This is a genomic window from Nostoc commune NIES-4072 (genome assembly GCF_003113895.1).
In the GTDB taxonomy this organism is placed as follows: domain Bacteria; phylum Cyanobacteriota; class Cyanobacteriia; order Cyanobacteriales; family Nostocaceae; genus Nostoc; species Nostoc commune.
In genome coordinates this window covers 852,399-877,096 of sequence record NZ_BDUD01000001.1, presented here as the reverse complement: position 1 = coordinate 877,096, position 24,698 = coordinate 852,399, and the positions used below count along the sequence as shown (strand labels likewise).

Here is a 24,698-nt window from a genome sequence, read left to right as displayed (position 1 = left end):
ATAGTGGCAAAATCAATAATTAATACTTTTTAACTCTTTCATGGTTAGAAAAATTGCCTTTGGCCTGCTGTGGCTGGGATTCACTACTTATGCTTTTTTCCTGGCTCCTCCTGAGCAACCTGGTACATTCGAGTTAATTAAAAATCTTTCTACTGGCCAATGGCAAGGCGTTAACCCATTAGTCATAGCACTATTCAACCTCATGGGCATCTGGCCGCTCATCTACAGTGCAGTAGTATTTATTGATGGTAGAGGACAAAAAATACCTGCTTGGCTATTTGCTACTGCCTCTTTTGGAGTCGGGGCATTTGCTTTGTTACCCTATTTAGCCCTTAGAGAACCAAATAATAAGTTTGTTGGTAAAAAGAATACCTTGCTGAAGCTGCTAGATTCTCGTGTGACTGCGGTTGTCTTGACGGTAGCCACGGTTCTTCTAGTTGTTTATGGTTTAACAGGAGGAGATTGGGGTAATTTTGTGCAACAGTGGCAAACTAACCGCTTCATCAATGTCATGAGTTTAGATTTCTGTCTACTTTGCCTATTATTTCCAGCTTTGCTAGAGGATGATATGGCGCGTCGTGGTTGGAAAAATTCACAAATGTTCTGGTTAATAGCGTTGATACCGCTATTCGGGCCATTGATTTATTTGTGTGTGCGTCCACCTCTACCAGAAGTGGGTATAGAAGCAATACCGAGTCAGCAGCCAGCTGCAAATTAAAGCAATTTTTAATTCGTAATTTCAAAGACTGTTTCAGTTGAGGATTTAGACCTCAACTGAAACAAAAATCACGTATAGATTTACCACTATTTTTAAGCAAACTCAGGGTAGCGTTCTACAAAAAGGGGGATTTAGAGGCAAAAAATACGAATTATAAATTAGTAATTATGTTAAATGCACACCATCTAAAGATGATGAATAGAAAAGTTGCATTGTGGTTACTATGGGTTGGATTTATCGCCTATATTTTACTGTTAGCACCGCCCCTGCATTTACAGGAAACCCTAACCCTGTTGAAAAATATATTTACTCTTCAGTGGCTTGCGATAAATCCAATTATCCTTTCCCTGTTTTCTCTAGTCGGCATCTGGCTACTAATTTATAGTGGTTTATTGTTCATTGATGGCAGAATGCAACGGGTTCCTTTTTGGCCTTTTGCCTTAGCATCAGTAGGATCAGGAGTGCTTGGTCTGTTACCATATTTGGCTTTACGTGAACCAAATCAAGAATTTTCTGGGCAAAAGGATGCTTTTTTACTCGCCTATGCCTTTGTCTTAGGTGACTGGGGAGATTTTGTGCAGCAGTTCCAAGGCGATCGCTTTATTAATGGCATGAGTTTGGCATGTTGCCTTTTTTGTCTTTTATTCCCCACAATCCTTGGCGATGATATCGCTCGTCGCCACTGGAATAATCCCCAGGTGTTTTGGACAGTAGCCTTAGTCCCGCTACTGGGCCCACTTGTTTATCTTTGCTTGCGCCCGCCCCTACCATCAACTATTCGTGAAGAATCGTTGATACCTAATCGGTAATATATTTCTTCTATTTATTACCGAGGTTCAATGCCAAGAGAAAGTATGGGAGTTTTGGGGACAAAGCACCTAGATGAGAAAACTGCGTAGGGTAGCCCGTCGTAGATATTGCTCTCATCGCTGGAATTTTCCACTTTGGGTGCGTAAATCTCAAGAAAAAATTTTTTTCTCAAATTACTTTACAAAACGCAATAAATTATTTAAGATATGTAACAGGTAGTCAAAGCTACCTAATTCATTCACAAATAATCGCATTTATAAAACAATGACAACAACCTTACAACGTCGCGAAAGCGCCAACGTATGGGATCGGTTTTGCGAGTGGATCACCAGCACCAACAACCGCCTTTACATCGGTTGGTTCGGAGTATTAATGATCCCCACCCTACTAGCAGCCACCGCCTGCTTCGTAATCGCCTTCATCGCAGCACCTCCAGTAGACATCGATGGTATCCGTGAACCAGTTGCAGGTTCTTTGATCTACGGAAACAACATCATCTCTGGTGCAGTAGTACCTTCCTCCAACGCCATCGGTTTACACTTCTACCCAATTTGGGAAGCAGCATCTCTAGATGAGTGGTTATACAACGGTGGCCCTTACCAATTGGTAATCTTCCACTTCTTGATCGGCGTATTCTGCTACCTGGGTCGTGAATGGGAACTATCCTACCGCTTAGGTATGCGTCCTTGGATTGCGATCGCTTATTCAGCTCCAGTAGCAGCAGCAACAGCAGTATTCTTGGTATACCCAATCGGACAAGGTTCATTCTCTGACGGTATGCCCTTGGGTATCTCCGGAACCTTCAACTTCATGATCGTGTTCCAAGCAGAACACAACATCTTGATGCACCCCTTCCACCAACTAGGTGTAGCAGGTGTATTCGGTGGTTCACTGTTCTCTGCAATGCACGGATCTCTTGTAACTTCTTCACTAGTTCGTGAAACCACCGAAACCGAGTCACAAAACTACGGTTACAAATTCGGTCAAGAAGAAGAAACCTACAACATCGTTGCAGCCCACGGCTACTTCGGTCGTCTAATTTTCCAATACGCTTCTTTCAACAACAGCCGTTCACTGCACTTCTTCTTAGCAGCATGGCCTGTAATCGGAATCTGGTTCACCGCCTTGGGTGTAAGCACAATGGCGTTCAACTTGAACGGTTTCAACTTCAACCAATCAATTATTGATTCAAGCGGTCGCGTGATCAGCACTTGGGCTGATGTAATCAACCGGGCTAACTTGGGTATGGAAGTAATGCACGAGCGTAACGCTCACAACTTCCCCCTAGATTTAGCTGCTGGTGATGTTGCTCCTGTAGCAATGAGCGCTCCTGCTATCAACGGTTAATTCTAAGCTTTAACTAAATCTTAAAGCGCCCTCCCAATTTGGGAGGGCGCTTTTTAGTGTCAATGATAATAATGCTTAATTCTGGCAGCGCATACTCAACTGAGAATGCGGTAATTTAAAAACAACTGACTTCCAACCTGACGAGTTTCGACAAGTTGAAGATGAGGAGCAGCTTGGGGAAGAAAACCCTCTCCCTCCACTGGACTAGGGGCGTGCTTTCCTCCATAAATGATGGGCCAAATTGTTAACCACCAATCGTCAATTCGCCCTGCCTTTAGTAAAGCGGCTGTTAAAGCGCCGCCTCCCAAAACAATGACTTTGTGAATACCCCGCTCTGCCATCAAGCTGTAAGCCCGATCCCAGTCTAAGTCTGTCTCTCCCAAATCGATTAATTCAGCTAGCTTTTGCAAGCTTGTTGCATCAGAATTACGCTTTAAACCAGTCCGTGTCGTAAATATCCATCGCTCAATGTCCTGGCTTAAAAAAGGCAAGTCCAGCGATAGGTCTAGGGAACCTGAGACAACGCAGGTAATAGGCTGGGGAGACTGACCTCGAATCTTACGTGCAGCCAAAAGTTCGGGATTGCGAATTGTATAGGTTTCCCCCTCAGCCCGAATCGTCCCTGCTCCTACCAGGACTAAATCGGCAAGGGAAGTTTGATACTCTAGGTGTGCTTGATCAACAGGATCGGAATCACGAGGCGCTTTAGGATCTACGGCACTAATTTTTCCATCGGCCGTCATCGCAAGAACCACAGTTGTTTGGATAGCTGACATGATTACATTCTGACGGTTCTTTAATAATTTTAGCTTTTTGAATTCTTTGCTATGAATAGTTGTTATATTGTGCTTTAATTTACTTTCTAAACTATGGTTCAAGGTGGTAAGAGAATTGTTGTTGGATAATTGCCTCTACACAAGAGTCTATTTTTTTAGACCTAAGCAACTGTCATGCTCAGACATATATCTGCAATCGTATTTGTCTTAATCTTTATTTTGGGGTTTCCATCTCCAGTTCAAGCTGCAACTGTCCGTTCAATTTGGGTGGAGAATGAAATTTACCAATATAATCATCCCTTTGCTTCTCAATTGCCTCAAGAACTGGCAAAAAAAATGCAAAAGATGAAGGCTAGCCCTTTTGCCTTTTATCGGGGGACAGATCACGTTTTTTATCGTGATATGCAGACCTTGCCAAGTTCGGGATTTGTGAATTCTTCTACCTCAGCTATCTGGTTAGAGGGAGATATGCATCTGCAAAATCTTGGGGGGATGAGAGTAAATTATAGGACGTAATTTACCCTAACATAACCAGACATACCCGGACATTTCGTGGTATGATTGGACAAGTAACAAACTTAGTCCATGCCAGTAAACTATGTACCTCCAAGAGTCGCTGCTACCAGATTGGGAGTCAGCACCAAAACTCTCGAAAGGTGGCTCGAAGACGGGAAAATCGAAGGCATCTTCACTCAAGGGGGGCAACGAAGATATAACCTCGATTCAGTTATCCCTGTTCGACGCGGCAATCCCGCAGATGAACGAGTCATACTTTTATATGCCAGAGTTTCAAGTCGCGGTCAGAAAAATGACCTTGAGCAACAGATTGAGTTTCTTACTGCTCGTTACCCCGACGCAGAAATTATCACCGACATTGGAAGTGGACTCAACTTCAAACGAAAAGGTCTTCAAGCCTTACTGGACAGAGTTCTCACAAACACTTGTAAACTTGTTGTCATAAGTGGTTTAGAGCTTAGTCCTGACGCAGAATCATTATTCTACGAAATGTGTAATTTTCATAAATGTGAAATAAAAAAATGGGAAGACCTGTTAAAGATTTAGTAGGTAAAAGATTTACTAAATTAGTTGTCACATCTTTAAGTCATAAAAACCAAGATAATAATTATTTTTGGAACTGTGTTTGCGATTGTGGCAACACAGTTACAGTTCGTAGCAGTAGTTTGACTACTTGTCTTACAAAATCCTGTGGTTGCATCGGTATTTCTAAGCGTTTTCAACAAGGACAAGCACTGCGTTTAACTCACGGACTGTATAAAACAAGCACTTATAACAGTTGGGCGCAAATGAAGTCTAGATGCTCAAATCCAAATACTCCTGATTATGAAAATTATGGGGGTAGGGGAATTACAATTCAACCCGAATGGAATGATTTTAATAATTTTTTGGCGGACATGGGGGAGCGTCCATCAGATAAAGATTCTTTAGACAGAATAGACCCACAAGGGAACTATACTTCCACAAATTGCAGATGGGCAACGCAAGATGAACAGGCAAGTAACAGAAGATATCACTACAAAATCGAGTATCAAGGACAAACTAAAACTATCTCTGAGTGGAGTAGGATTACAGGAATACCTATTAGCACTATCAGGACAAGAATTAAAAAGTTCAACTGGACTCCTGAAAAAGCACTCGGATACCATTAAACCTTATTGGAGTTTCTTTTCTGAGGCATTGGCTGAGTGCCTTAATTTGCCCACAAAGATCGGCTTTGTCGCTTTGGGTTCGATCTTATCTCATGGCTCTGCGCTAGGCAGCAGACTGAGATATTGGTTCTCAACTTGCGCGACCTCAGCCCAGAACGCGAAATGGTCGAAGATATCCTTGCCATTATCCATGTCTTCAGTTGCCGATTGTACGGACTTAGGAAGTACAAGAAGCAAGTCGTTGAAGACAGTGAGTTACCGAGTGTATCCAGTAAAGGAACTTGAGTTTATTTGGAAGAAATGGGTTGCTGCTGTTCGCAAGGTTTATAACATCTCTATTGCTTATCTAAACGAAAATCAAGGTTTTAATAAAGTAGGCAAGAAAGGTGGAAAGATGGGATTTAGAACCATGCTTAAAGGCTCTGGTTTAATACCCCAATGGTGTTTAGATTTGAATGTTTCCAAAATACTAGATAATGCTTCAATGGAAGCATATAAGGCATGGTCGGAAACTGACAAGAATCCTAAGACTATTGGTAAGGGTAAGGATAAAAAACCACATCCTCAAGCAGGGTTAAAGATTGCTAAATTCCGAAGTATCCGTGACCAAAAGTTAACTATTCAATTTGACCCATCAGCCTATAAAAATGGTAGATGGATGGTATCAACTACTAAACATCTACCACAACCTGAATTTAAAGGACAAAGCTTTTGTATTCTAACTGATGGGTCTTCAGAATTAACCTACAACAAAGGTCGCTGGTTCGCTCACTTCCCCGTAGAATTGGAGCAAGTCGTCAGTGTGACAAATAAAGTAATAGCGCTTGACCCTGGCGTTAGAACTTTTATGACTGGTTTTGATGGTAGTGATTTTTTGGAATTTGCTAACGGAGATTTCAATAAAATAGCGAAACTTTGTTCACACCTAGATAAGCTAAAATCAAAGCATGACTTGTGTGTTGGACATAAGTTTAAGCGTCTTAGATACAAATTAAGGCGCACGATGGAAAGACTCAGAACTAGAATCAAGAATCTACGCTCTGAGTGCCATAAACAAGTCGGGTCATATCTAGCTAAAAACTACGATGTGATTGTACTTCCTACCTTTGAAACTTCCCAGATGGTTGTTAAAAAGAAACGGAAGTTAAAAAATAAGACAGCGAGAGCGATGATGACTTGGGCGTTCTATCAGTTCTCTCAAACCCTTGAACATTTGTGCAACCGCTACGGTTCCAAATTGGTGAGAATAACTGAAGAATATACATCAAAGACCTGCACTAAATGCGGTCACGTTCATAGAAAACTTGGTAGTTCTAAGAACTTTATTTGCCCTAACTGTGGTTATGAAATACCACGAGACTTTAATGGAGCCGTGGGGATTTTCCTCAAGGCAATGTGGGATACCACCTTTACCGATATTGTCGGTGATGTTGTACTGGATATTCAAGATATCTCAAATGTCGGAAAATGTCTCGGTTAAAAGTATCAGATAGCAACGACAACAACGTTTTTGACACCACCGATTTTGATGAAGGCTATCTTGGCCCCTACATTTGGGACTTGCGACGGATGGCAGTCTCTATCTTATTGGCAGCTAAAGAGAACGGTCTTAGCTCAAGTGATGCTCAAGATATTGTTCGGAATTTTTTGGATACTTATCTGAACAAGATGAGCGACTTTAAGGGAACCAATAATGAACTGTCATACCGTTTGGAATCTGGCAATACAAATGGTGTGGTCAAAGATTTGATTCAAAAAACATCAAACAAGAACCGTTCTAGCTTGCTAAGTAAGTACACGCAGTTAAATCATAGTAAAAATCGAGTATTCAAGACCACCTCAAAACTTCAACCCGTATCCAGCAGCAACTATTCCGACATTGCTGGGGCTATGAGTAGCTACATTGCCTCAATTCCTAGCAGCAAACGCTACAACAATAGTTATTATGCTCTCAAAGACATTCGGCTAAAATTAGGTTCAGGCACTGGTAGTCTTGGTAAGTACCGATATTACTTACTGATTGAGGGGCCAAGTTCAGGAACCGACGACGATCGCATTTTGGAGATGAAGCAGGAAGGTAGTAGTGCAGTTGCGATGGCGTTCCGCCCACCGGAGGTGATCGCAGTTCCAGGTCTGCTACCAACTTCAGTTTACGGCAATCAAGAAGGGGCGAGGGTGGCGATCGCCACTAAAGCAATGCTTTCCAATACTGATCCTTTGGTTGGCTACACTACGGTCAATAGCATACCGTTTATGGTACATGAAAAATCACCATACCAAGTGGACTTTGACTATACATTGCTAACCACTAAATCAAAATTCATGGATGCGATGGGGTATGCGGGTAAGGTCGTTGCCAAGAACCATGCAATTTCTGATAAAGACTATGATGCTGCGATTATTCCCGTAAGCGTTGACAAAGAAGTGACTGATATTGTTAGCGGTAACAAGGCTGTATTCAAAGATGAAATTGTTAACTTTGCGGTGGACTATGCAACTCAAGTTGAGTATGACTATACGAGTTTTGTAAATGCCTATAACCAAGGGGTGATACTCTACTAGAACAGCGATTCAATATTTAGAGATTGTCTGCTATTCAAACCTTGAGGAGTGAATTTATAATGTCTCGTTTGCTAACAGCCTTCGCGCAGCGACTCCTGCGGAGTATCACTTTTGTAATATTGCTAACTTTGATTAATACTTTAATACTTCCTACCGCAGCTTGGGCTGCCTCTTCTGCTTTGGGAGTTAATAATGGTCATCTTAGTTCATGTCCAGCTTCAGACAACTGTGTTGTGAGTCAAGATGGTGATCCCAAACATGCCATTGACCCAATTGCCTATTATATAGATCGTGATGCAGCACGAAAAACCTTATTAAAAACTCTCACCGTCGTTCCCCGCACAGAAGTTATAGAACAAACAGATAATTACATCCACGCTCTTTCTAAAAGCCGCATTTTCAAATTTATTGATGATGTAGAGTTTTATTTCCCTCCCAATGAGTCGGTAATTCATCTGCGTTCGGCAGCTCGCGTGGGAGAGTCGGATCTTGGTGTTAATCGCAGGCGTTTGGAGCAAATTCGTCTGGCTCTGCGCGATCTAAATATTTGATGTTAGCTAATCTCCTTTCTCAATAATTCTGGAATCTGAGAAGGACGTTCAGCTACTGGAACTTCCGCTTCTTTTAAAGCAGCTAATTTACTTTGAGCTGTGCCAAAGTTAGGATCGCGTCCGATAACTGTTGCTAAAGTCCCAGTTTGACGCCAAGTTTTTCCTGGTGGTGCAAGTCTACCTGCAATGTAGGCAATTACTGGTTTATCAATTGCCTCGGTAATGTATCGGGCTGCTGCTTCTTCACTACCACCGCCAGGTTGACCAACTAAAACGATCGCCTCTGTAGTTTCATCCTCATCGAGAATTTGCAGCCATTGGAGAAAGGAGGAACCAACGATCGCATCACTACCAATACTGACACTAATCGACTGCCCCAAACCTGCTTTTGTTAATTCGTAGGCGATTTCGTAGGTAAGGGTGCTGCTACGACTAACGATCCCCACTTTCCCAGGAGTATAAAATTCGCTTGGTTGAGTACCTAAAAGAATTTTCCCCGGCACAATGATCCCCGGACTATTTGGCCCAACTACCAAAGTTTCACAGGCTTCGGCTTTGCGGAGTAATTGCACCATATCCAAAGGTGGCACGCCAGCAGTGATAATAATGATCTGGCGAATATTAGAAGCGATCGCTTCTAATGCCGCATCTAACACGTCGTAAGGATCTACACAGATAATTGTTGTGTCAATTACCCCAAATTGTTCTATTACTTCTTCTACTAAGTCAAAAACTGGCAGTCCATGCAGTTCCTGTCCGCCACATCCAGGATTGACACCGGCTACTAAGTTCGTACCATAAGCTTTCATTTGAGCAACATGAGTGCCTGATATAAATTCACAAAAGCCTTGAATTAATACTTTACTGTCTGGCGCTAGGTTCATAAAAAATTACCGTAAGTTTGGCAACCCAGTCGTCTATGGCACTGGGCATAAAAACGACATATTAATAGTGTCGTATTAATTCAATTTTTTTGAATTTTGAATTTGAAGAATGTGACACTCATTACCTCTTATTAGCCGTTGGTTTAGCCAGACGAACTGCTGCCGCTACTGCCTCATCTAAACTTTCTACCACAAAGAGCGCATTGCTGGAGGTTTTTAGTGTTGCTAAATACTTTTTCGCAGCATCAAATTCTGAACCAGCAAGACGGACAACTAAGGGTGAAAAATCCTGCTCTCGCCGACTTTTACTGCCATTAGAATGCCCAACCTGTGAGTTAAGTTCGCTGTTGTCTTGCTGCACAACTCTAGCTATAACTTCAACCACTTCTTCTGTTTGAGGAATGCTACCCAGAAAGTTAATTAATATTACTTGAATGCTGTTATCAGCCTCTAGGATTTTTAGACCTGTCTCTAGGCGATCGCGGAAAGTCGTTGGTGTAGTATCAGTAAGGAAAGCATGACGTAGATTCAAACAAAGACCTGGATTGCCACCAGCATTAGCGACTAAATCCAAAGTTGCCATTACTGAACCAGTACCATTACCTAAAATACCGATTTTACCGTGCATTTTCACCCCATCCCAGTCGCCCGATATACCATCAATCTTAGTACTGGTATGACGACTGATGATTTTTGCCGCCATCTCGGTGAGGTCGGGATGACGCTTGATCGACCGTTCGTTGACCCTGACTTTACCATTAAGAGCCATAACTTGACCAGTAGCACTGACTGCCAAGGGATTGATTTCGACTAAATCCAGGTCTTTTTGCACAAATAAGTGGTACATCTTCTGGACAACGCAGCTTACCGACTGCATCAGCGTCCCCTGTAAACCCATTTTCAAAGCCAGTCGTCGGGCATAAAATGGCGAGAATTCCTGTTCCACGACAACATGGTGCATTCTTTCCCCAGCCGATTCCCAATCAATATCTGCTTCCTTGCAACCTAAAAGTACTGGTCGGCAAACAGCAGTATCTAAAACCACCGCGAGATAAAATTCCTGGTTGGCATCGTATTGGGATTCTGCTAGCACAACTTCTGGCAATTCGCCCCATATTGGTAAACTAAAGATATTTTGAGCTGCTGCGATCGCATCAATTGTAGTCTCCGCAAATCTGACTCCACCGGCTTTTGCCCGTTCCGCTCCATGTACTTGAGATTTCAGTACAATTGGAAAGCGAATTTTTAAACGTTTCAAATCTGTGGGATGGTCAATTCGTTGGGAAGGCAATACAGGAATGCCTATCTTGCCAAACCACTCTTTAACTTGATACTCTAATAAATCCATTGAGACACCTTGTATTTACACTTTCCCAGCCTTTGCTTAGTGCTGTCTTAATATTTTGCAGCACTTTTATTTTAAAATTTAAGCTTTTGGCAGCTATAAAAATTTATTTTTCACCAATCAATTTTATCGATTTCAGCCAATGAGGCAGATTAATTTTGATAGCCAACCTCTTGGTGCTAGAGTCACAACATGTAATTTATCTCTTCAGTAAGTTTCCTAGCATAGAAGATAACTACCATTTCTGTCAAAACCCTGTGACTTAGCATTGTTTACTTAACCTTTGGATAAATTTGTTACAACTGCCCTACAACTAGAATTTTGCAGAATATTAGCTCCTCTGTATTTTATTGTCCCGAAATAATGCAGTTAAAATACTTAAAAATTCTATTATTCCCATTTTTTATTTGTAATTTACATCTGAAGACAGATAATTTAACTTTGCATCTAGCACTATGAAAATGTAGCAACGCGAACAATAATTACTTTTTTATTTTTGGTGAAAACTCCGAATGTGTGTTAGAACGTTGGTCGTTTAGATTTTCAGGCTGTGGTTGGTTAAACTGTGCATTTGCATTCAACAAAGCTAAAAAGTTCATTTCATTCTCTTAAAAATAATCAAAACAATATAGAAATTAAGCGGGAAAGCTCTATGAAAGTAGCAGTCCAGCAGGAAGATTTACAGCTTTTAGCCAAAACTTTGCAGGAACAATTGCTTGCAGAAGTCTCAACGGCTGAATTCGAGGTTAAGTGTGCCGTCAATAAAGACGAGTTAATGATTTTAACGCAACACGAATCAGATGTAATAGTTGATACTCAGATAATCTTTGCAGTAATTGAGGAAGTACTTCAGTCTCTAGCACCCCACAGAGAACGGCGAGTGCAATGTTTCCTGAGAGTTTTTGGTGAACAACTCCCTTATGCGAAATGTTTCTTGGCTCTGAAGCAGACGGGGGGATGGGGAGATGAGGAAGTAGGGGAAGGGGGGCAATACTTTTCTACCCTTTCTTCATCAGCTCTGACCTATTCTCCATCAATCGATAAGATTGAGGAGGAACTGTTTGATCCGTTTGCAGATGCGCCGAATTTACTGACTTCAAAGCCAGCATCTCAAATCCAATCCATCTTACTGGGTGCAGCTTTGGTGGGAGTTATAGTTTTAGGCGGCGGTGCTTACTTATTGACTCGCCCTTGTGTGATGTCCGAGTGTAAAGAAATACAAAATGCCGAGCAATTAAAAACAGAATCCCCGCAAATGTTGCGCCGCGCCAAGTCTGAAAAAGAATTAGTAGCTGTACAACAACAACTTGCGGTAGCTAGTGCAGCCTTGAATGTAATTCCTAGTTGGTCGCCTCGTTACCAGGTATCAGAAGAATTAAAAGCAAGTTTGTCTGGACGGTCAGAAAAAATCAGCCAGGTAGTCAAGGCTTTGGAAACCGGATCTTTGGCGACACAAAAAGTTCAAACTCCTGCATCTAGCCTAGAGGAATTACAAGCTAGGCAACACCTATGGCGACAGGCTATAGCGCCACTAGAAACTATAAATTCCAGTAGTGAACTTTATGGACTGGTGCAAGGAAAATTACTTAATTATCGTGTCCGTTTGCACGCCGTAAATCAGCAGATAGTTACGGAGGAAAAATGGCTAAAAAAACTAACGGCAGCAAAAGCTGTAGCTAGTGCAGCCGAGAATCAGGAAGCTACTGCTAAATCTTTGAATGACTGGCAAAAGGTGCAGTCTACTTGGCTGGTGGCTATTAATGCCTTGAATAGCATTCCTTTAACTAACCCTGGATACCAAGAAGCCGAAAAGCTGTTGGTAGATTATAAACCTAAATTAGTAGCGGCACGCGATCGCGCTACTAAAGAACGATTAGCTGTTAAAGCCTACCAACAAGCCCTTAGCACTGCCAAGCAAGCCAAAGTCTATGAGCAACAAAATCAATGGCAAGCAGCAGCAATATACTGGGATCAGGCTTTGCAAACTACTAAAAAGATTTCCCAAGATAGCTTGTACTACACTCAGGCTCAGTCTCTCATCGAACCCTACTCAACAGCCCTCAAACAAGCACAAGAAAAAGTACAAGTTATTAGTAGTTTGCAACAAACCCGCACTGACTTAGATAAAACCTGTATTAATGGAATTCGGATTTGCACCTTTAGCATAGACAATGCAGGAATTATTGTCCGGCTAACTCCTGAGTATGACCAAATAAGGCAAAATAACTTAGCTACTCCTTATTCTAAGAATTCGGATACTGCTGTTGACGTTACCAATCACTTGCAAATCTTACGGGAAGCCTTAGCTGTAATTAGTGATAATGCCAGCCTCTCTCTTTTCCTTTATGATTCCCAAGGTCAGGTAATTTATACGCGGACTTTAGGCGGGTAGAAAAGTTAGAAGTGAAGAGTTAGGAGTATATGAGGCCCATTTAAAAATAAAAATACCCTTCCTTACAAGCGAGGAAGGGTAGTTTTACTTTATCGCAAAACAGCGTAAGAGTTTTTATTAACTAAACTGCTCAATAATTCCGCCACCTAACACTTTTTCCCCGTCATACCACACCGCCGCTTGTCCGGGAGTGATGCTGAATTGGGGTTCATCAAACACCAAACGCACACGGGAGTTTTCTAACGGAATCACCGTCACTGGTGTAGCCGTTGAACGATAGCGAATTTGCACTTGGGCATGAATTGGGGTAGATGGTTCAGCAATAGAAACCCAATTTACCCGCCCTACAGTGCATTCTGGCTGAGTTACCTTAGTGCGATCGCCTACTACTACTTTATTATTTTCTGCATCTAATTCAATCACATATAACGGTTCGGCAGCTGCAATTCCCAAACCTTTGCGCTGGCCAATGGTGTAGTGATGGACACCATCATGCTGTCCCAAAATTTTGCCTGTGACATCGACAATATCGCCTGTTTTGGGAGCTAAATATTTATCCAAAAATGCCCGCATGGAACCGTTACTTTCCACTAAGCATAAGTCTTGACTTTCTGGCTTGTCAGCAGTTTTCAGTCCGTATTCAGTAGCAATGCGGCGGGTGTCAGTTTTTTCTAGTTCGCCCAAAGGAAATATAGTTGCTGCAAGTAAATCTTGAGACAAATCATAAAGAAAGTATGACTGGTCTTTGTTGCGGTCAACAGCCCTTAATAATTGGTAACGTCCAGTTGCTTCGTCATAGCTAATTCGGGCATAATGACCAGTGGCAATGCGATCGCACCCCAATTCTTCACGAGCATACTGCACCATTGGCCCAAACTTCACCGTTTTATTGCACTGTGAGCAAGGCAAAGGCGTGATTCCAGCACTGTAGCCAGTTACTAGGTAATCGACAATATGCGTCTGAAACAGATCCCGAATATCCACAACCTGATGGGGAACGCCCAGTTGTTCACAGAGTTCAGCCGCGTCGATCATACCTTCAGAGCAACATTGACCTTTGCCTTTCATTAGCCAAAGAGTCAAACCAATTACTTCATAGCCCTGATGGTGCAGGATAGCTGCGGCGGTGGAACTGTCAACGCCACCAGAAAGACCAACGACGACTTTTTTCATACAAAGCACGACAAGCTGCGTGGTTGTCCAATTGTAGCACACACTCTTTCATTGCCTTGCTACCAAAGCACTTCAGTTTTAAGCTAGCTGAAGGAGCGACGCCGATAGCGTTCGCGTAGCGTCTCGTAGATAAGCGTTAGCGAGTCTTGTCTACGGCAGCGCGAACAAGCGTCATAGGTCATCGTAGACATTGCTGTTCACTCTTCTATCAACCTTATCTAAGATTAATTACAGATGTATTTTTGCCACGCAGATGAGCTAATTTTAGGTTAACGCTATATAGTTGCTACAACGGTGAACTAATTAGTTCTTGATGGAAATTATTTAAAAATACTTTGACTACTTTCTAAAGTACTATGTCGAGAGGATTACCAAGTCAATTTATCCCATTTCAGATGCTGCGTCGAAGTTTTAAAGGTTGGAAGCCCACTATAAAACTTCTCCTGTTGTTAGTGGGAGGATGGTTACTGCTGATTTCCAACAACAAAGTGTTACTAGCTCAAGGAGTCGGTGAAATTTTACCGCCACCGCCAATTCCCTTTGGTCAACAGCCATCACCGCAGTTACAACCGGCCGAACCATTACAAAACAATCAGTATGAGCAGGATTTTCAGCCCTCCCAACCATTGCAAAACAATCATTATGGTCAGGATTTTCAGCCTTCCCAACCATTACAAAATAATCAGTTTGTACCGAACTTTCAGCCCTCTCAACCTCCACAGTTTAGTCAATATAACCAGAACTTTGAGCGCTACTTAGTTTACGTAGATGGTGATGATTTTCAGACACTACAAGCAATTCGTCAGATTGAACCTAGTGCTTACATTCGTCAATACCAAGGACGGAATGTAATTCAATCAGGTGTTTTTAACAGAGTATCTAACGCCCAACAACGGGTGAATGAGTTACAGTCACGAGGCATATATAACGCCCGAATTATCAGCTTCGGTAATGGACAGGAAATAGATGTAGGTAATGGAATCTTTGGAGGCGATCGCAATAATATAAATCCTCCCAAGCAATTCTCTAGATATTATGTTGTGATTCCGACTACTCAAGAACAGTTACCTGCGATCGCAGAACAAATTAGGCAGAATCTAGCCCGATTTAGCCAAGATTTAGGACGATCTGGCGGAGTCCTCGAAAGGACGCAACCACGAGGGCCACACGTAGCAATAGGGCCTTTCTCTGATCAATTCCAAGCTGGAGAATGGAATAAATATCTGCGAAATATAGGATACAAAAATGCCAGGGTTTACTACGGAAAGTAAAGAAGACAGACGCGATTAATCGCGTCTGTACAAGAGTTTGGAGTAGTACACTACTGGCTGTCTTCGTAGTCTAGAAAGAAAACTGCCGTAATTCATAACTCCCCACTCCCCACTTCCTAGATTCTTAACGCAGGGATTCAATAATTACTGCTGTTGTAATTAAACACAACAGGATAATTCCCAGTGGAAGCAAAAACTGTTGTAAAAGGTACAACAGTATGGGTATGATTTGTAAAATACCTAAACCACTAGATAGAACATAGGCGATCGCAATGCCAAATAGCACCAGCAAGAAATATTTCAAGGATTTAGAAGCAAAGCGAAATAGAAGCGTATCTTGATTTGAGTCCATAATTTTACTCACGAAAGTAGCCAATTTTTTAGCAGTGAATATTATTTTTGATTTCCCATTACCCATTTAAAAAAGAAGGACATGGGAAATCGTGCCCAGCCTGAAGATTAGTTTTACACGTCGATATTCACCTGTTTGGGTAAATTATTCAAAGACTGTTGTTGCCTTTGTGGATTGTTTTGCTTTTCATAATTAGCTAATAGTTGGAAGGAAATAAACAAGCCCAACAACAGCAGCAAAAACGAGCCGAAACCAGAGGAATACTTATTTATTTCTCGCTCAACACCACATTTGAGACAAACATATCTATTGGGGTTTCGTGTGTCTTGGGCAAAGGGGCACTGATTTTGATTGCAATCATGATGACAATCTCTGTCTAATATCATTGAACCTCCTGTAGGATGATGGTTTACATACTGAGTTGTAAATATGCTCTACAGAATCTAGTTAGTTAATACTCACTGCCTGTTTAGTAGACACCACTTTCATGAGTAATTGATATCGAACAGTAACAAGTAATATGTGTGATTTACTAAGCTTGCAGTAGTAACGCTCTCTAAATCTCTCCTCAACCACCTTTTCTTGGCGCTTAACTTAACTTCGCCTGTATTACTTACAAGAGTAATACAGTCCAGAATGCTTCGCAGTCGGATAAAGTAAATTCCCTACCGAGTAGGAAAAAGTATTTTGTAGTATGGCGGGTAGGAAGAAGTAGTAAAAATATGGCTATAATGAACTAAAAATGATACATCAAGTTAGCAAATGGGTGCAGAAGAAGCCTTAGCGTTTGTGGATAACTTGGTTTTTCTCAAAACGGGGGAACACTTAGATAAAACTCAAAGAATTATCTTGCGTAATTTATGGGAGGATGAAAAGCGGACTTACCAGGATATAGCTGACAGCCGTGGTTATACAGAAGCGCATTTAAAAGCAGTTGGTGCAGAACTTTGGCAGTTACTCTCTAAAGTGTTTGAATCAAAAGTCTCAAAATCTACTTTCCAAGGTGTGATTCAGAGATTTAGAACAACTCAACAGTCGCAAAAAGTTTCCCAGATTCCAAATCTAGCGGCGAATGGCACTAAACCCCAAGATTTAGATTCTAACTTTGTGGGGCGCGATCGCCAAATAGCCGAACTCCACACCTTAGTCAATCGGGGACAAAAAGTTATCCTTATCCAAGGTGAAGGTGGTATTGGCAAAACCAGATTAGCACGTAAATATTTTAAAAGTCAAAAATTTAATTTTGTCCTAGAACTGTGGATGGCTACAGAAATCCAAAACCTGACTCCTGTAGAGAGTGTAGTTGAAGAATGGCTACGGCGATACTTTAACGAAGAGCCAGGAGGAGACTTTGGTATCAGCTTAGAACGACTACGGCGCAAACTGCGAGAACAAACATCTAAAATTGGGGTATTTATCGATAATCTAGAAACTGCTCTCGATCAAAATGGCAAGTTCCTAGAATATCGTCGCCCTTATGTTGAGCTATTAAGAGTATTAGCAGATTCAGATGTGCATTCAGTTACTTTAGTAACAAGTCGTGAGCGTTTGCGCGAGTCTAGTGTAGAAGTTCATCTCTATCCACTCGAAGGTTTAGATGATGAAGCATGGCGGGAGTTTTTCAGCAGTTGCCACATTAATTGTGATTGTACTATTCTCAGTGAAATGTGCAGAGCTTATGGAGGTAACGCCAAAGCTATGCAAATTCTCCGAGGAGCAATATTGACAGATTTTTCTGGTGATATACACGCCTATTGGCAGGAAAACTGTACAGATTTATTAATGGAAAGAGAGTTAAAAGATTTAGTCGCTAGTCAATTTAACCGTCTCCAAAAAAATGACTTAGAAGCCTATCGTCTCCTGTGTCGTTTAGGATGCTATCGTTATCAAGATATTCCTTCATTACCTATTGAAGGAGTTTTATGTTTGCTTTGGGATGTACCAGAAAAAAAACGTAGAGGTGTAATTAAAGCTCTGCAAGATTTGTCTTTAATAGAAGCCAAAAAGGGACAATATTGGCTGCATCCGGTAATTCAGTATGAAGCAATCAGTAGATTAAGATTAGTCAGTGAAGAATGGGAATTAGTAAACCGAAAAGCCGCAGAATATTGGACACAAAGAGTTACAGCCATCAAAGATATCACAGATGCATTAACCGCTTTAGAAGCTTACTATCACTATGTAGAAATTAATGATTTTGAGCAGGCTGGTGATGTAATTTTACAAGGGCGAGGTGAACAGTGGACTATAGGTTTGCCTTTGGGTTGCTCGTTTTATCAGCTAGGACTGCTCCAGAAAAATTTCTCTGTCATTAAACGAATAATAGACGATGTAAAATCGCAAGAAAGACTGATTAAACTTTACAATATACTAGGCTATACATATCGAATTATCGGATGTATTAGAGAAGCTATAGATTGCTATAAAAAATCAGAAGAAATATTAGACACTTTAGATATTAAGCTAATAAAAATATCTATGATGTTCAATACAGGACTCTGCAAACTTGATTTATTAGAAATGGAAGCAGCCGAAGATTGTTTCAAATCGGTTTGTAACTTAGCTGAACAAGATAAAAATCTTGACAATTATATGGCTTATGCTCAGTGCTGCTTGGCTTTAGTTAAATCATGTTCTAACTTTAGAGAGGAAGCTTTTTATATTGCTGAAGATGCCTTGTCTGCAATATCTTCATCAACTAAAGTGACTTTATGGGGAATGGGACATAGCTTAATAAACCTATGTTTAACCTACAAGAATTTAGGTAATATTAAAAAATCTTTTGAGTTATGCCAAAGAGCTATATCTTCTTCTGAAGAAAACAACTTTACTCAGCTTAAGGCTAAAGCTATAACTTGTTTAGCTGGGTTATATAGAGAAGAGCGAGAATTTGCTAGGGCACTTTTCCATCATGCAGAAGCAATAGAAATTTTGAATAAAATAGGCGCGAAATCTAATTTAGCAGAAGCTTACTATCAATTGGCATTAACTTATCAACAAATGGGTGAAATTGAGAATAGTAAGGGAAAGTTTATGCAAGCGATCGCACTTTTTAACGAAATGCAAGCACCCAAGCAAGTTGAGAAAGTACAAACAGCAATGGAGTGTTTTGAAAAATAAGCAATGATATTAGATTTTACCTTCATCCATTCCCAACTGACGTTATATAGCAAAACATAGGAAGTCTTTGGAGTGACAGGTTTGGCTATGACTGGAGAATGGGGCGATCGCTTCTAGAGAGGTCTATAAGTATTACGGTATAGTAATTCTAGGCAAAAGAAAGCGATCGCTCATAGAGAGGTTTTATGTCCCTGACGCTTGAAGACTTGGAACAAATGCAGCAACAGCATCCCGACTATCGCATGGAACTAGTCAAGGGTAATATTATTGTTATGAGTCCATCAGGATACGAGTCAGATGAGGTCGCAGCTGAAATGGTAGCCCAGTTACGTAACTGGGTTAGACCGCGCAAACTGGGACGAACAGCAGCTTCTAGCGCCGGTTTCAGGTTGCCAAATTCAAATTTACGCGCACCGGATGCCTCATTTGTTTTAGCCGAACGCTTGCGTCGCAGTCCGAAGTCTTTTGCTCAATTGGCTCCCGATTTGACTGTAGAGGTGAAGTCCCCTAGTGATAATTTAGAGGATCTCAGAGCCAAGATTCAAGAATTTCTGAGTTTGGGAACTAAAGTAGGAATTTTGCTCAATCCAGATGAGCGGATTGTTGAACTTTACAACTTTGGACAAGAAGCAATAATACTTCGTGATGGTGATATTTTAACAGTTCCCGAACTGCTCCCAGGATGGGAAGTACCAATTGCAGATTTGTGGCCTCCAGAGTTTGACTAGGATAGTGATGAAAAACACGGGAAAAAGGAACCCATATTTAAACATAGGGATCTAAATTTTCATTACAAAACTTAATTACGTTAGCGACGCGCAAAGCGAGTCTGCGTACTCTGTAAGAGTTGCAAGCTACGCACAGCGTCTCGTAGAAAGCGTCATTACAAATTACGAATTATTTAACCTTTAGGAGTTTAAAAACTACCGAATAAGGGAGTGTTTTGCACTTGAAAAGCTTCCGGTCGTTTTCTACAAGATGATATCGCTCTGGGGTAATTCTTGGTTCTTCAAATTCGTCCACAGAAAAACCTGCTGCCTTGAAAGCTTTCCAGTAATCGGAAAGAGGACGGTGAAACCAGATAAATGGTGTTGTAAAATGGTTCCAAGGTTGTTCGTTGCGTTGTGTCCTTTCAAAGTAAGAAGAAGCCCAACCATAAAAAACCGTTCCATCCTCATTTACAGTTGTCGGGCTGCCTTGGGGAAAGCAAGGATGTGAGAAAACCAGGATTGCAACACCACTAGGCTTAAGAACACGATTGAATGCCCTTATTGCTCCTTCGAGATCAAGCAAATCCATAAGAACATAATTCGAGACGATCATATCAAATTGCTCATCTGGAAGCGACTTGAGTTCAGTGCATGAATCCAAATGAAAATCTATATCTAGATTATTTTGGCTAGCTCTGAATTGGGCAATTTCTATCATCTGAGGAGAAAAATCTATACCAGTTACACTGGCCCCTTTAAGGCAAAGTTGGCGTGCTAGATATCCTGTGCCACAACCAGCATCTAGGACAGACAATCCTGCAACATTACCAGCGAAACTCCATAGTACTGGATCTGAGTTCAGAATTCGATTGCTGTCGCCATCGTCGCCAACTTGAATATCCCAGTCTTTAGCTCTATTATCCCAGATTTCAAATATTTCTTTATCATCAAAGTTTGCCATTATTTCTTCAGTCATATCTTTCTCCTGAAAACAATAACTTAATTATTTTCACAGATGCATCTGTTAAAATAATGCTGCATTTAATACCTAGCCGAACTGGCAAAGTAAACTCCAAGAGCAAAATTTTACAATATAGCGATGCCTGCGGCGGTAAACTACGCTAATCTGAGAAAAAGGATAAAACTATCAAGATTTGGCAAGTGCCATAGTGATTTAGTCGCCGATCAACTAAGGAACGGTAGAATATACCTAATTTTCGTAGCTTTAAAAGCCAAACTATGACGATGCATTCCACACTCCAACGTGCATTTACTAACCGCCGCGTCCTGAAAGTGATTAGCGGTTTGAATAACTTCGATGCTGCTAGCGTCGCTGCTACTGTTAAAGCTGCTGAATTTGGCGGTGCTACTTTTGTCGATATCGCCGCCGATGCAGCCTTGGTACAGCTAGCTAAAAGTTTGACAAATCTACCAATTTGTGTATCAGCAGTAGAGCCAGAGAAGTTTGTGCAAGCTGTCGCAGCTGGTGCTGATTTAATTGAAATCGGGAATTTCGATTCCTTCTATGCTCAAGGACGCCGCTTTGAGGCTCCAGAAGTGCTAGCGCTGACTAAGCAAACCCGCGCTCTCCTACCCGAAATCACCCTATCTGTCACCGTTCCCCACATTTTGGAACTAGATCAACAGGTACAGTTAGCAGAAGAACTGGTGAGAGCTGGAGCAGATATTATCCAAACCGAAGGCGGTACTAGCAGTAACCCACTTCACCCTGGAACTCTAGGATTAATTGAAAAAGCTGCTCCCACCTTAGCAGCAGCTTTTGAGATTTCCCGTGTGGTGTCAGTACCAGTATTGTGTGCTTCAGGCATTTCTAACGTTACCGCACCATTAGCGATCGCAGCTGGTGCTGCTGGTGTTGGTGTTGGTTCCGCCATCAACCAACTCAATAGCGAAGTGGCAATGATTGCTGCTGTGCGTGGCTTAGTAGAAGCTTTAGCGACTGCTAGCAACCGCGCGATCGCTTAGTACTTGATGAGGGAGATGAGGAGAATGAGGAAGTAATGGTAAAAATTTACTTCTTGCGTGCTTTTCTCCCTCATCTTCCCCTGCTCCCCCTGCTCCCCCTGCTCCCTCACCCCAAACAATCCTTCAACGCATAAATCACCTGATCTTGCTGTTGTTGTGTCAGTTCTGGGTACATAGGCAAGGATATAACTTCATGGCAAGCTTGCTCTGCTATTGGTAAGTCCCCAATTTGATAGCCCAGGCTTTGATAAACTGGTTGTAAATGTAAAGGGTGGGGGTAGTAAATCATTGAACTCACGCCCTTTTCTTGCAATTGACTACGCACCCAATCTCGATATTTGGCGCTAGAACCATTTCGCCCTTCGCCTGATATGCGAATAGTGTATTGATTCCATACCCCAATACCTTCAGGTAATTCTTGCGGTGGGACAATCCCCGGAACTTGACTAAGGAACTGATAGTAATAGTTGGCGATATCTCGTCGGCGATTGTTCCAAATATCTAAATAACGTAGCTTAATTTGCAAAATAGCTGCTTGGAGAGCATCTAAGCGGCTATTTACACCGATTTCTTCATGTAAATATCTAATTCTACTACCATGATCTCGTAGTATTCGCAGTTTAGTGGCGATCGCAGGGTCATTAGTCGTTATTGCGCCGCCATCGCCGCAACCACCAAGATTTTTGGTAGGATAAAAACTAAAGCAACCAATATGTCCAATGCTTCCGACTTTTTGATCAGCCCACCTTGACCCTGTAGACTGAGCGCAATCTTCAATGATTGCCAAATTGTGAGACTGAGCGATCGCCATCAATGATGTCATATCCACAGGTTGTCCAAATAGGTGAACCGGGATAATCGCTTTAGTTTTGGGTGTAATCGCCGTCGCTACTTGCTCCACATCCAAATTAAACGTAGTAGCGTCAATATCAACGAAAACAGGCTTTGCACCCACGGCGCTGATTACTTCAGACGTAGCAATAAAGGTGAAAGGCGTTGTAATCACTTCATCGCCTGCACCAATGTCCAACACTCGTAACGCTAAGTAGAGCGCATCAGTACCAGAATTACAAGCCACACATTCAGTGACAGTATTATAGGCAGCAAACTGTTGCTCAAAGCCTTCGACTAAGGGGCCACCGATATAGCGGCCAGAAGCCAGAACCTCTAAGACAGCTGTACTTACTTCTGCTTCAATGGTGGTGTATTGCTGCTTGATATCAAAGGCAGGGATAGGATTTACACTTTGGATCATGAGTTCTTATTTTATTGGGAGATACAAAAGATGCACTTCGAGAGTCAATTTTTGCTAATTGAATTGTTAATCAAAAAGGAGCTACTAAAAGACTATCGCCCAAGATACGCATCTATTAGGGTTTTTACTTAAATTGTGGCGCCAGAAACTACCGTACATTTAATTTACAGATAATAAGCATACTAGGTGTTTGCCATGTTAAGGTTGTACCATTTTTGAAATTTGCATTGATAAAGGTGATATATGTCAACCAAGATCCAACACATCGGATCAAAGTTCCTCTTGTGTGGACTGTTTTGAAAAGGAAATACCAGGAGATGGAGATAGAGAACCCATGCAGGAGTTGATCAAGCTGGATTTCGTGGATTTAGCTATTGCTGTGGGATTGATGGCGATCGCTATTGGTTTATCTGCCTGGGAGAAATTAGGACTAGAGTTAAATTTAGCCCTTGCTGCTGGGAGAACCATTTTACAACTACTTGTATTGGGATACATTTTAGATTTCATCTTGGCTTTGGACAATGCTTGGGCAGTTTTGGCGATATTAACAATAATGCTGACAATTACGGCGATTGTCGCACGAAATCGGATCAGCCAAAAAATTCCTTATGTATTGCCTTTAGTGTGGGGTGCAATTTTAATTAGTACCGCCCTGACAGTGCTTTACACCAACTTCTTGATCATTCAACCAGAAAGATGGTATGAACCACAGTATGTAATTCCCCTTGCAGGGATAGTCTTAGGTAATGCTACTAATGCAGCCGCGATCGCAGGCGAACGTCTTGTCAGCACCATTAATTCCAGCCATCTCGAAATAGAAACCCATTTGAGCTTAGGTGCAACGCCCCAGCAAGCAGTTAGCCAATATCGCAAAGATGCCATCAGAGCCGGATTGATTCCGACTCTCAATCAAATGCTTCTTATCGGTATGGTGGCAATACCAGGAATTACCACCGGACAGCTATTAGCTGGTGTGAAACCTTTGGATGCTGTATCCTACGAAGTTTTAATTATATTTATGGTTGCTTTCGCTAATTTGTTGACAACACTTTTAGTCACAAAGGGGTTGTGTCGTCAATTTTTCAATTCTGCCGCGCAGTTAGTCAGGTAATGACATTTTTAATAAAAGGTAAATTAAAATGGCATTTAGTAATTACAAAAGTATTAGCGCAGTAATTAAAAAATTTCAAATCAAATATGTACAGTCTAATTTTATACTGGAAGTGGATTTTCCAGTTAAACAGTCTTTTAAAGAAGAATTAGATTTGCTATTTATAGATGGAGTTATTGATAATTCTGAAGATGCTATTTGTGAAAATCTCATCTATCCAGTATTGAAAGAAGTATGGAAAAATTACCGAAGTAAATTAACACTTTGGAGTCATGAAACATTAGCTTATGATGAAGATTTATCAGGCGTTCCAGATTATACAGTAACACAACGAAATCCTCTAGGTACGATTGTTTTTGATAAACCTTATTTTTTGACAGTTGAAGCTAAACAAGACAAATTTGAAGAAGGCTGGGGTCAGTGTTTAGCTGAAATGATCGCAGTGCAGCGAATTAATGATGATTTTACCAGCGATATTTTTGGGATTGTTTCTAACGGTAAAATATGGCAATTCGGAAAATTGATTGCTGATGTGTTTACTCGGAATAGAAATTTGTATGTAATTCAAGATTTAGATAAATTATTTGCGGCTGTTAATTATATTTTTCAACAATGTGAATTAAAAATACAAAACCAATAATATCGTGTGTTATCCCGATAAAATTAGA

The 24,698-nt window shown here is 41.3% G+C and carries 24 protein-coding genes and 1 pseudogene; 17 read left to right on the top strand and 8 right to left on the bottom strand.

Going from position 1 to position 24,698, the window contains the following annotated elements; all coding sequences use genetic code 11:
* The first annotated feature begins 40 nt into the window (after nucleotides 1-40).
* From CDC33_RS03865 to psbA, 3 genes are all read left to right on the top strand, one after another.
* Entirely contained in the window at nucleotides 41-718 is a 678-nt protein-coding gene (locus CDC33_RS03865; RefSeq protein WP_109007369.1) for a DUF2834 domain-containing protein, read from the top strand.
* A gap of 194 nt (nucleotides 719-912) precedes the next feature.
* Nucleotides 913-1,527: a hypothetical protein gene (locus CDC33_RS03860; RefSeq protein ID WP_109012429.1), complete on the top strand. Its 615-nt coding sequence runs from the start codon at nucleotides 913-915 to the stop codon at nucleotides 1,525-1,527.
* Nucleotides 1,528-1,792: 265 nt separating this feature from the next.
* The gene (gene psbA / locus CDC33_RS03855; protein ID WP_109007368.1) at nucleotides 1,793-2,875 is read left to right on the top strand and encodes a photosystem II q(b) protein; all 1,083 of its coding nucleotides are present in this window, start codon (nucleotides 1,793-1,795) and stop codon (nucleotides 2,873-2,875) included.
* A gap of 95 nt (nucleotides 2,876-2,970) precedes the next feature.
* On the opposite strand, the gene CDC33_RS03850 is transcribed toward psbA, so the two are convergent.
* Nucleotides 2,971-3,651, bottom strand: a complete 681-nt coding sequence (locus tag CDC33_RS03850) for a RibD family protein (protein WP_109007367.1) — start codon at nucleotides 3,649-3,651, stop codon at nucleotides 2,971-2,973.
* A 174-nt stretch (nucleotides 3,652-3,825) separates the two neighbouring features.
* Between CDC33_RS03850 and CDC33_RS03845 the strand changes: the two genes are divergently transcribed.
* The 7 genes and pseudogenes from CDC33_RS03845 to CDC33_RS03815 all read left to right on the top strand — a co-directional run bounded on the left by CDC33_RS03845 (nucleotide 3,826) and on the right by CDC33_RS03815 (nucleotide 8,431).
* The gene (locus CDC33_RS03845) at nucleotides 3,826-4,167 is read left to right on the top strand and encodes a DUF2252 family protein (protein ID WP_244919132.1); all 342 of its coding nucleotides are present in this window, start codon (nucleotides 3,826-3,828) and stop codon (nucleotides 4,165-4,167) included.
* A gap of 69 nt (nucleotides 4,168-4,236) precedes the next feature.
* Nucleotides 4,237-4,713: a recombinase family protein gene (locus CDC33_RS03840; protein WP_244919131.1), complete on the top strand. Its 477-nt coding sequence runs from the start codon at nucleotides 4,237-4,239 to the stop codon at nucleotides 4,711-4,713.
* Nucleotides 4,689-5,318 (top strand): hypothetical protein, encoded by a 630-nt coding sequence (locus tag CDC33_RS03835; RefSeq protein WP_109007366.1) that lies wholly within the window; start codon nucleotides 4,689-4,691, stop codon nucleotides 5,316-5,318. Before CDC33_RS03840 ends, CDC33_RS03835 begins: the two co-directional genes overlap by 25 nt.
* A 48-nt stretch (nucleotides 5,319-5,366) precedes the next feature.
* A pseudogene (locus tag CDC33_RS40170) lies at nucleotides 5,367-5,603 on the top strand (IS607 family transposase); the annotation flags it as partial.
* Nucleotides 5,509-6,798 (top strand): RNA-guided endonuclease InsQ/TnpB family protein, encoded by a 1,290-nt coding sequence (locus CDC33_RS03825; RefSeq protein WP_244919130.1) that lies wholly within the window; start codon nucleotides 5,509-5,511, stop codon nucleotides 6,796-6,798. The pseudogene CDC33_RS40170 and the gene CDC33_RS03825, both read left to right, overlap by 95 nt.
* Entirely contained in the window at nucleotides 6,786-7,880 is a 1,095-nt protein-coding gene (locus tag CDC33_RS03820) for a DUF2252 domain-containing protein (protein ID WP_244919129.1), read from the top strand. The genes CDC33_RS03825 and CDC33_RS03820 overlap by 13 nt, the downstream gene beginning before the upstream one ends.
* 59 nt (nucleotides 7,881-7,939) lie before the next feature.
* Complete coding sequence (locus CDC33_RS03815; RefSeq protein ID WP_109007364.1) at nucleotides 7,940-8,431, top strand: DUF1499 domain-containing protein; 492 nt, start codon at nucleotides 7,940-7,942, stop codon at nucleotides 8,429-8,431.
* A gap of 2 nt (nucleotides 8,432-8,433) precedes the next feature.
* Here CDC33_RS03815 and CDC33_RS03810 read toward each other — a convergent pair whose 3' ends face one another.
* On the bottom strand, nucleotides 8,434-9,315 hold the full coding sequence (locus CDC33_RS03810; protein WP_109007363.1) for a succinate--CoA ligase subunit alpha: 882 nt from the start codon (nucleotides 9,313-9,315) through the stop codon (nucleotides 8,434-8,436).
* Between the two features lie 121 nt (nucleotides 9,316-9,436).
* Complete coding sequence (locus tag CDC33_RS03805) at nucleotides 9,437-10,663, bottom strand: succinate--CoA ligase subunit beta (protein ID WP_109007362.1); 1,227 nt, start codon at nucleotides 10,661-10,663, stop codon at nucleotides 9,437-9,439.
* 649 nt (nucleotides 10,664-11,312) lie between these two features.
* On the opposite strand from CDC33_RS03805, the gene CDC33_RS03800 reads away from it, so the two are divergent.
* Nucleotides 11,313-13,052, top strand: a complete 1,740-nt coding sequence (locus CDC33_RS03800) for a hypothetical protein (RefSeq protein ID WP_109007361.1) — start codon at nucleotides 11,313-11,315, stop codon at nucleotides 13,050-13,052.
* A gap of 117 nt (nucleotides 13,053-13,169) precedes the next feature.
* Here CDC33_RS03800 and mnmA read toward each other — a convergent pair whose 3' ends face one another.
* The gene (gene mnmA, locus CDC33_RS03795) at nucleotides 13,170-14,225 is read right to left on the bottom strand and encodes a tRNA 2-thiouridine(34) synthase MnmA (RefSeq protein ID WP_109007360.1); all 1,056 of its coding nucleotides are present in this window, start codon (nucleotides 14,223-14,225) and stop codon (nucleotides 13,170-13,172) included.
* Between the two features lie 356 nt (nucleotides 14,226-14,581).
* Between mnmA and CDC33_RS03790 the strand changes: the two genes are divergently transcribed.
* Nucleotides 14,582-15,496 carry a hypothetical protein gene (locus CDC33_RS03790; RefSeq protein WP_244919128.1) on the top strand — a complete coding sequence of 305 codons (915 nt, stop codon included), beginning with the start codon at nucleotides 14,582-14,584 and terminating at the stop codon, nucleotides 15,494-15,496.
* A gap of 124 nt (nucleotides 15,497-15,620) precedes the next feature.
* On the opposite strand, the gene CDC33_RS03785 is transcribed toward CDC33_RS03790, so the two are convergent.
* Together CDC33_RS03785 and CDC33_RS03780 are read right to left on the bottom strand one after the other, a co-directional pair.
* On the bottom strand, nucleotides 15,621-15,848 hold the full coding sequence (locus CDC33_RS03785) for a hypothetical protein (protein WP_109012427.1): 228 nt from the start codon (nucleotides 15,846-15,848) through the stop codon (nucleotides 15,621-15,623).
* Between the two features lie 113 nt (nucleotides 15,849-15,961).
* Complete coding sequence (locus CDC33_RS03780; protein WP_109007359.1) at nucleotides 15,962-16,234, bottom strand: hypothetical protein; 273 nt, start codon at nucleotides 16,232-16,234, stop codon at nucleotides 15,962-15,964.
* Nucleotides 16,235-16,610: 376 nt separating this feature from the next.
* Between CDC33_RS03780 and CDC33_RS03775 the strand changes: the two genes are divergently transcribed.
* Together CDC33_RS03775 and CDC33_RS03770 are read left to right on the top strand one after the other, a co-directional pair.
* Nucleotides 16,611-18,968, top strand: coding sequence for a tetratricopeptide repeat protein (locus CDC33_RS03775; protein ID WP_109007358.1), 2,358 nt, complete (start codon nucleotides 16,611-16,613; stop codon nucleotides 18,966-18,968).
* Nucleotides 18,969-19,153: 185 nt separating this feature from the next.
* Nucleotides 19,154-19,696 (top strand): Uma2 family endonuclease, encoded by a 543-nt coding sequence (locus CDC33_RS03770; protein ID WP_109007357.1) that lies wholly within the window; start codon nucleotides 19,154-19,156, stop codon nucleotides 19,694-19,696.
* 169 nt (nucleotides 19,697-19,865) lie between these two features.
* Here the strand turns inward: CDC33_RS03770 and CDC33_RS03765 are convergent, their stop codons facing one another.
* Entirely contained in the window at nucleotides 19,866-20,654 is a 789-nt protein-coding gene (locus CDC33_RS03765; RefSeq protein ID WP_109007356.1) for a class I SAM-dependent methyltransferase, read from the bottom strand.
* Nucleotides 20,655-20,917: 263 nt separating this feature from the next.
* Here CDC33_RS03765 and CDC33_RS03760 point away from each other — a divergent pair, with 263 nt between their 5' ends.
* Complete coding sequence (locus CDC33_RS03760; RefSeq protein ID WP_109007355.1) at nucleotides 20,918-21,664, top strand: DUF561 domain-containing protein; 747 nt, start codon at nucleotides 20,918-20,920, stop codon at nucleotides 21,662-21,664.
* A gap of 106 nt (nucleotides 21,665-21,770) precedes the next feature.
* Here the strand turns inward: CDC33_RS03760 and CDC33_RS03755 are convergent, their stop codons facing one another.
* Nucleotides 21,771-22,919, bottom strand: coding sequence for a DegT/DnrJ/EryC1/StrS family aminotransferase (locus tag CDC33_RS03755; RefSeq protein ID WP_109007354.1), 1,149 nt, complete (start codon nucleotides 22,917-22,919; stop codon nucleotides 21,771-21,773).
* A gap of 334 nt (nucleotides 22,920-23,253) precedes the next feature.
* On the opposite strand from CDC33_RS03755, the gene CDC33_RS03750 reads away from it, so the two are divergent.
* Nucleotides 23,254-24,030: an ABC transporter permease gene (locus tag CDC33_RS03750; RefSeq protein WP_109012426.1), complete on the top strand. Its 777-nt coding sequence runs from the start codon at nucleotides 23,254-23,256 to the stop codon at nucleotides 24,028-24,030.
* Nucleotides 24,031-24,058: 28 nt separating this feature from the next.
* Entirely contained in the window at nucleotides 24,059-24,670 is a 612-nt protein-coding gene (locus tag CDC33_RS03745) for a hypothetical protein (RefSeq protein ID WP_109007353.1), read from the top strand.
* The last annotated feature ends 28 nt before the right edge of the window (nucleotides 24,671-24,698 follow it).

Bases quoted from the DNA above. Each gene is read 5' to 3' on its own strand.
- CDC33_RS03865 (WP_109007369.1), top strand. From the start codon at position 41: ATGGTTAGAAAAATTGCCTTTGGCCTGCTGTGGCTGGGATTCACTACT.
- CDC33_RS03860 (WP_109012429.1), top strand. From the start codon at position 913: ATGAATAGAAAAGTTGCATTGTGGTTACTATGGGTTGGATTTATCGCC.
- psbA (WP_109007368.1), top strand. From the start codon at position 1,793: ATGACAACAACCTTACAACGTCGCGAAAGCGCCAACGTATGGGATCGG.
- CDC33_RS03850 (WP_109007367.1), bottom strand. From the start codon at position 3,651: ATGTCAGCTATCCAAACAACTGTGGTTCTTGCGATGACGGCCGATGGA.
- CDC33_RS03845 (WP_244919132.1), top strand. From the start codon at position 3,826: ATGCTCAGACATATATCTGCAATCGTATTTGTCTTAATCTTTATTTTG.
- CDC33_RS03840 (WP_244919131.1), top strand. From the start codon at position 4,237: ATGCCAGTAAACTATGTACCTCCAAGAGTCGCTGCTACCAGATTGGGA.
- CDC33_RS03835 (WP_109007366.1), top strand. From the start codon at position 4,689: ATGGGAAGACCTGTTAAAGATTTAGTAGGTAAAAGATTTACTAAATTA.
- CDC33_RS03825 (WP_244919130.1), top strand. From the start codon at position 5,509: ATGTCTTCAGTTGCCGATTGTACGGACTTAGGAAGTACAAGAAGCAAG.
- CDC33_RS03820 (WP_244919129.1), top strand. From the start codon at position 6,786: ATGTCTCGGTTAAAAGTATCAGATAGCAACGACAACAACGTTTTTGAC.
- CDC33_RS03815 (WP_109007364.1), top strand. From the start codon at position 7,940: ATGTCTCGTTTGCTAACAGCCTTCGCGCAGCGACTCCTGCGGAGTATC.
- CDC33_RS03810 (WP_109007363.1), bottom strand. From the start codon at position 9,315: ATGAACCTAGCGCCAGACAGTAAAGTATTAATTCAAGGCTTTTGTGAA.
- CDC33_RS03805 (WP_109007362.1), bottom strand. From the start codon at position 10,663: ATGGATTTATTAGAGTATCAAGTTAAAGAGTGGTTTGGCAAGATAGGC.
- CDC33_RS03800 (WP_109007361.1), top strand. From the start codon at position 11,313: ATGAAAGTAGCAGTCCAGCAGGAAGATTTACAGCTTTTAGCCAAAACT.
- mnmA (WP_109007360.1), bottom strand. From the start codon at position 14,225: ATGAAAAAAGTCGTCGTTGGTCTTTCTGGTGGCGTTGACAGTTCCACC.
- CDC33_RS03790 (WP_244919128.1), top strand. From the start codon at position 14,582: ATGTCGAGAGGATTACCAAGTCAATTTATCCCATTTCAGATGCTGCGT.
- CDC33_RS03785 (WP_109012427.1), bottom strand. From the start codon at position 15,848: ATGGACTCAAATCAAGATACGCTTCTATTTCGCTTTGCTTCTAAATCC.
- CDC33_RS03780 (WP_109007359.1), bottom strand. From the start codon at position 16,234: ATGATATTAGACAGAGATTGTCATCATGATTGCAATCAAAATCAGTGC.
- CDC33_RS03775 (WP_109007358.1), top strand. From the start codon at position 16,611: ATGGGTGCAGAAGAAGCCTTAGCGTTTGTGGATAACTTGGTTTTTCTC.
- CDC33_RS03770 (WP_109007357.1), top strand. From the start codon at position 19,154: ATGTCCCTGACGCTTGAAGACTTGGAACAAATGCAGCAACAGCATCCC.
- CDC33_RS03765 (WP_109007356.1), bottom strand. From the start codon at position 20,654: ATGACTGAAGAAATAATGGCAAACTTTGATGATAAAGAAATATTTGAA.
- CDC33_RS03760 (WP_109007355.1), top strand. From the start codon at position 20,918: ATGACGATGCATTCCACACTCCAACGTGCATTTACTAACCGCCGCGTC.
- CDC33_RS03755 (WP_109007354.1), bottom strand. From the start codon at position 22,919: ATGATCCAAAGTGTAAATCCTATCCCTGCCTTTGATATCAAGCAGCAA.
- CDC33_RS03750 (WP_109012426.1), top strand. From the start codon at position 23,254: ATGCAGGAGTTGATCAAGCTGGATTTCGTGGATTTAGCTATTGCTGTG.
- CDC33_RS03745 (WP_109007353.1), top strand. From the start codon at position 24,059: ATGGCATTTAGTAATTACAAAAGTATTAGCGCAGTAATTAAAAAATTT.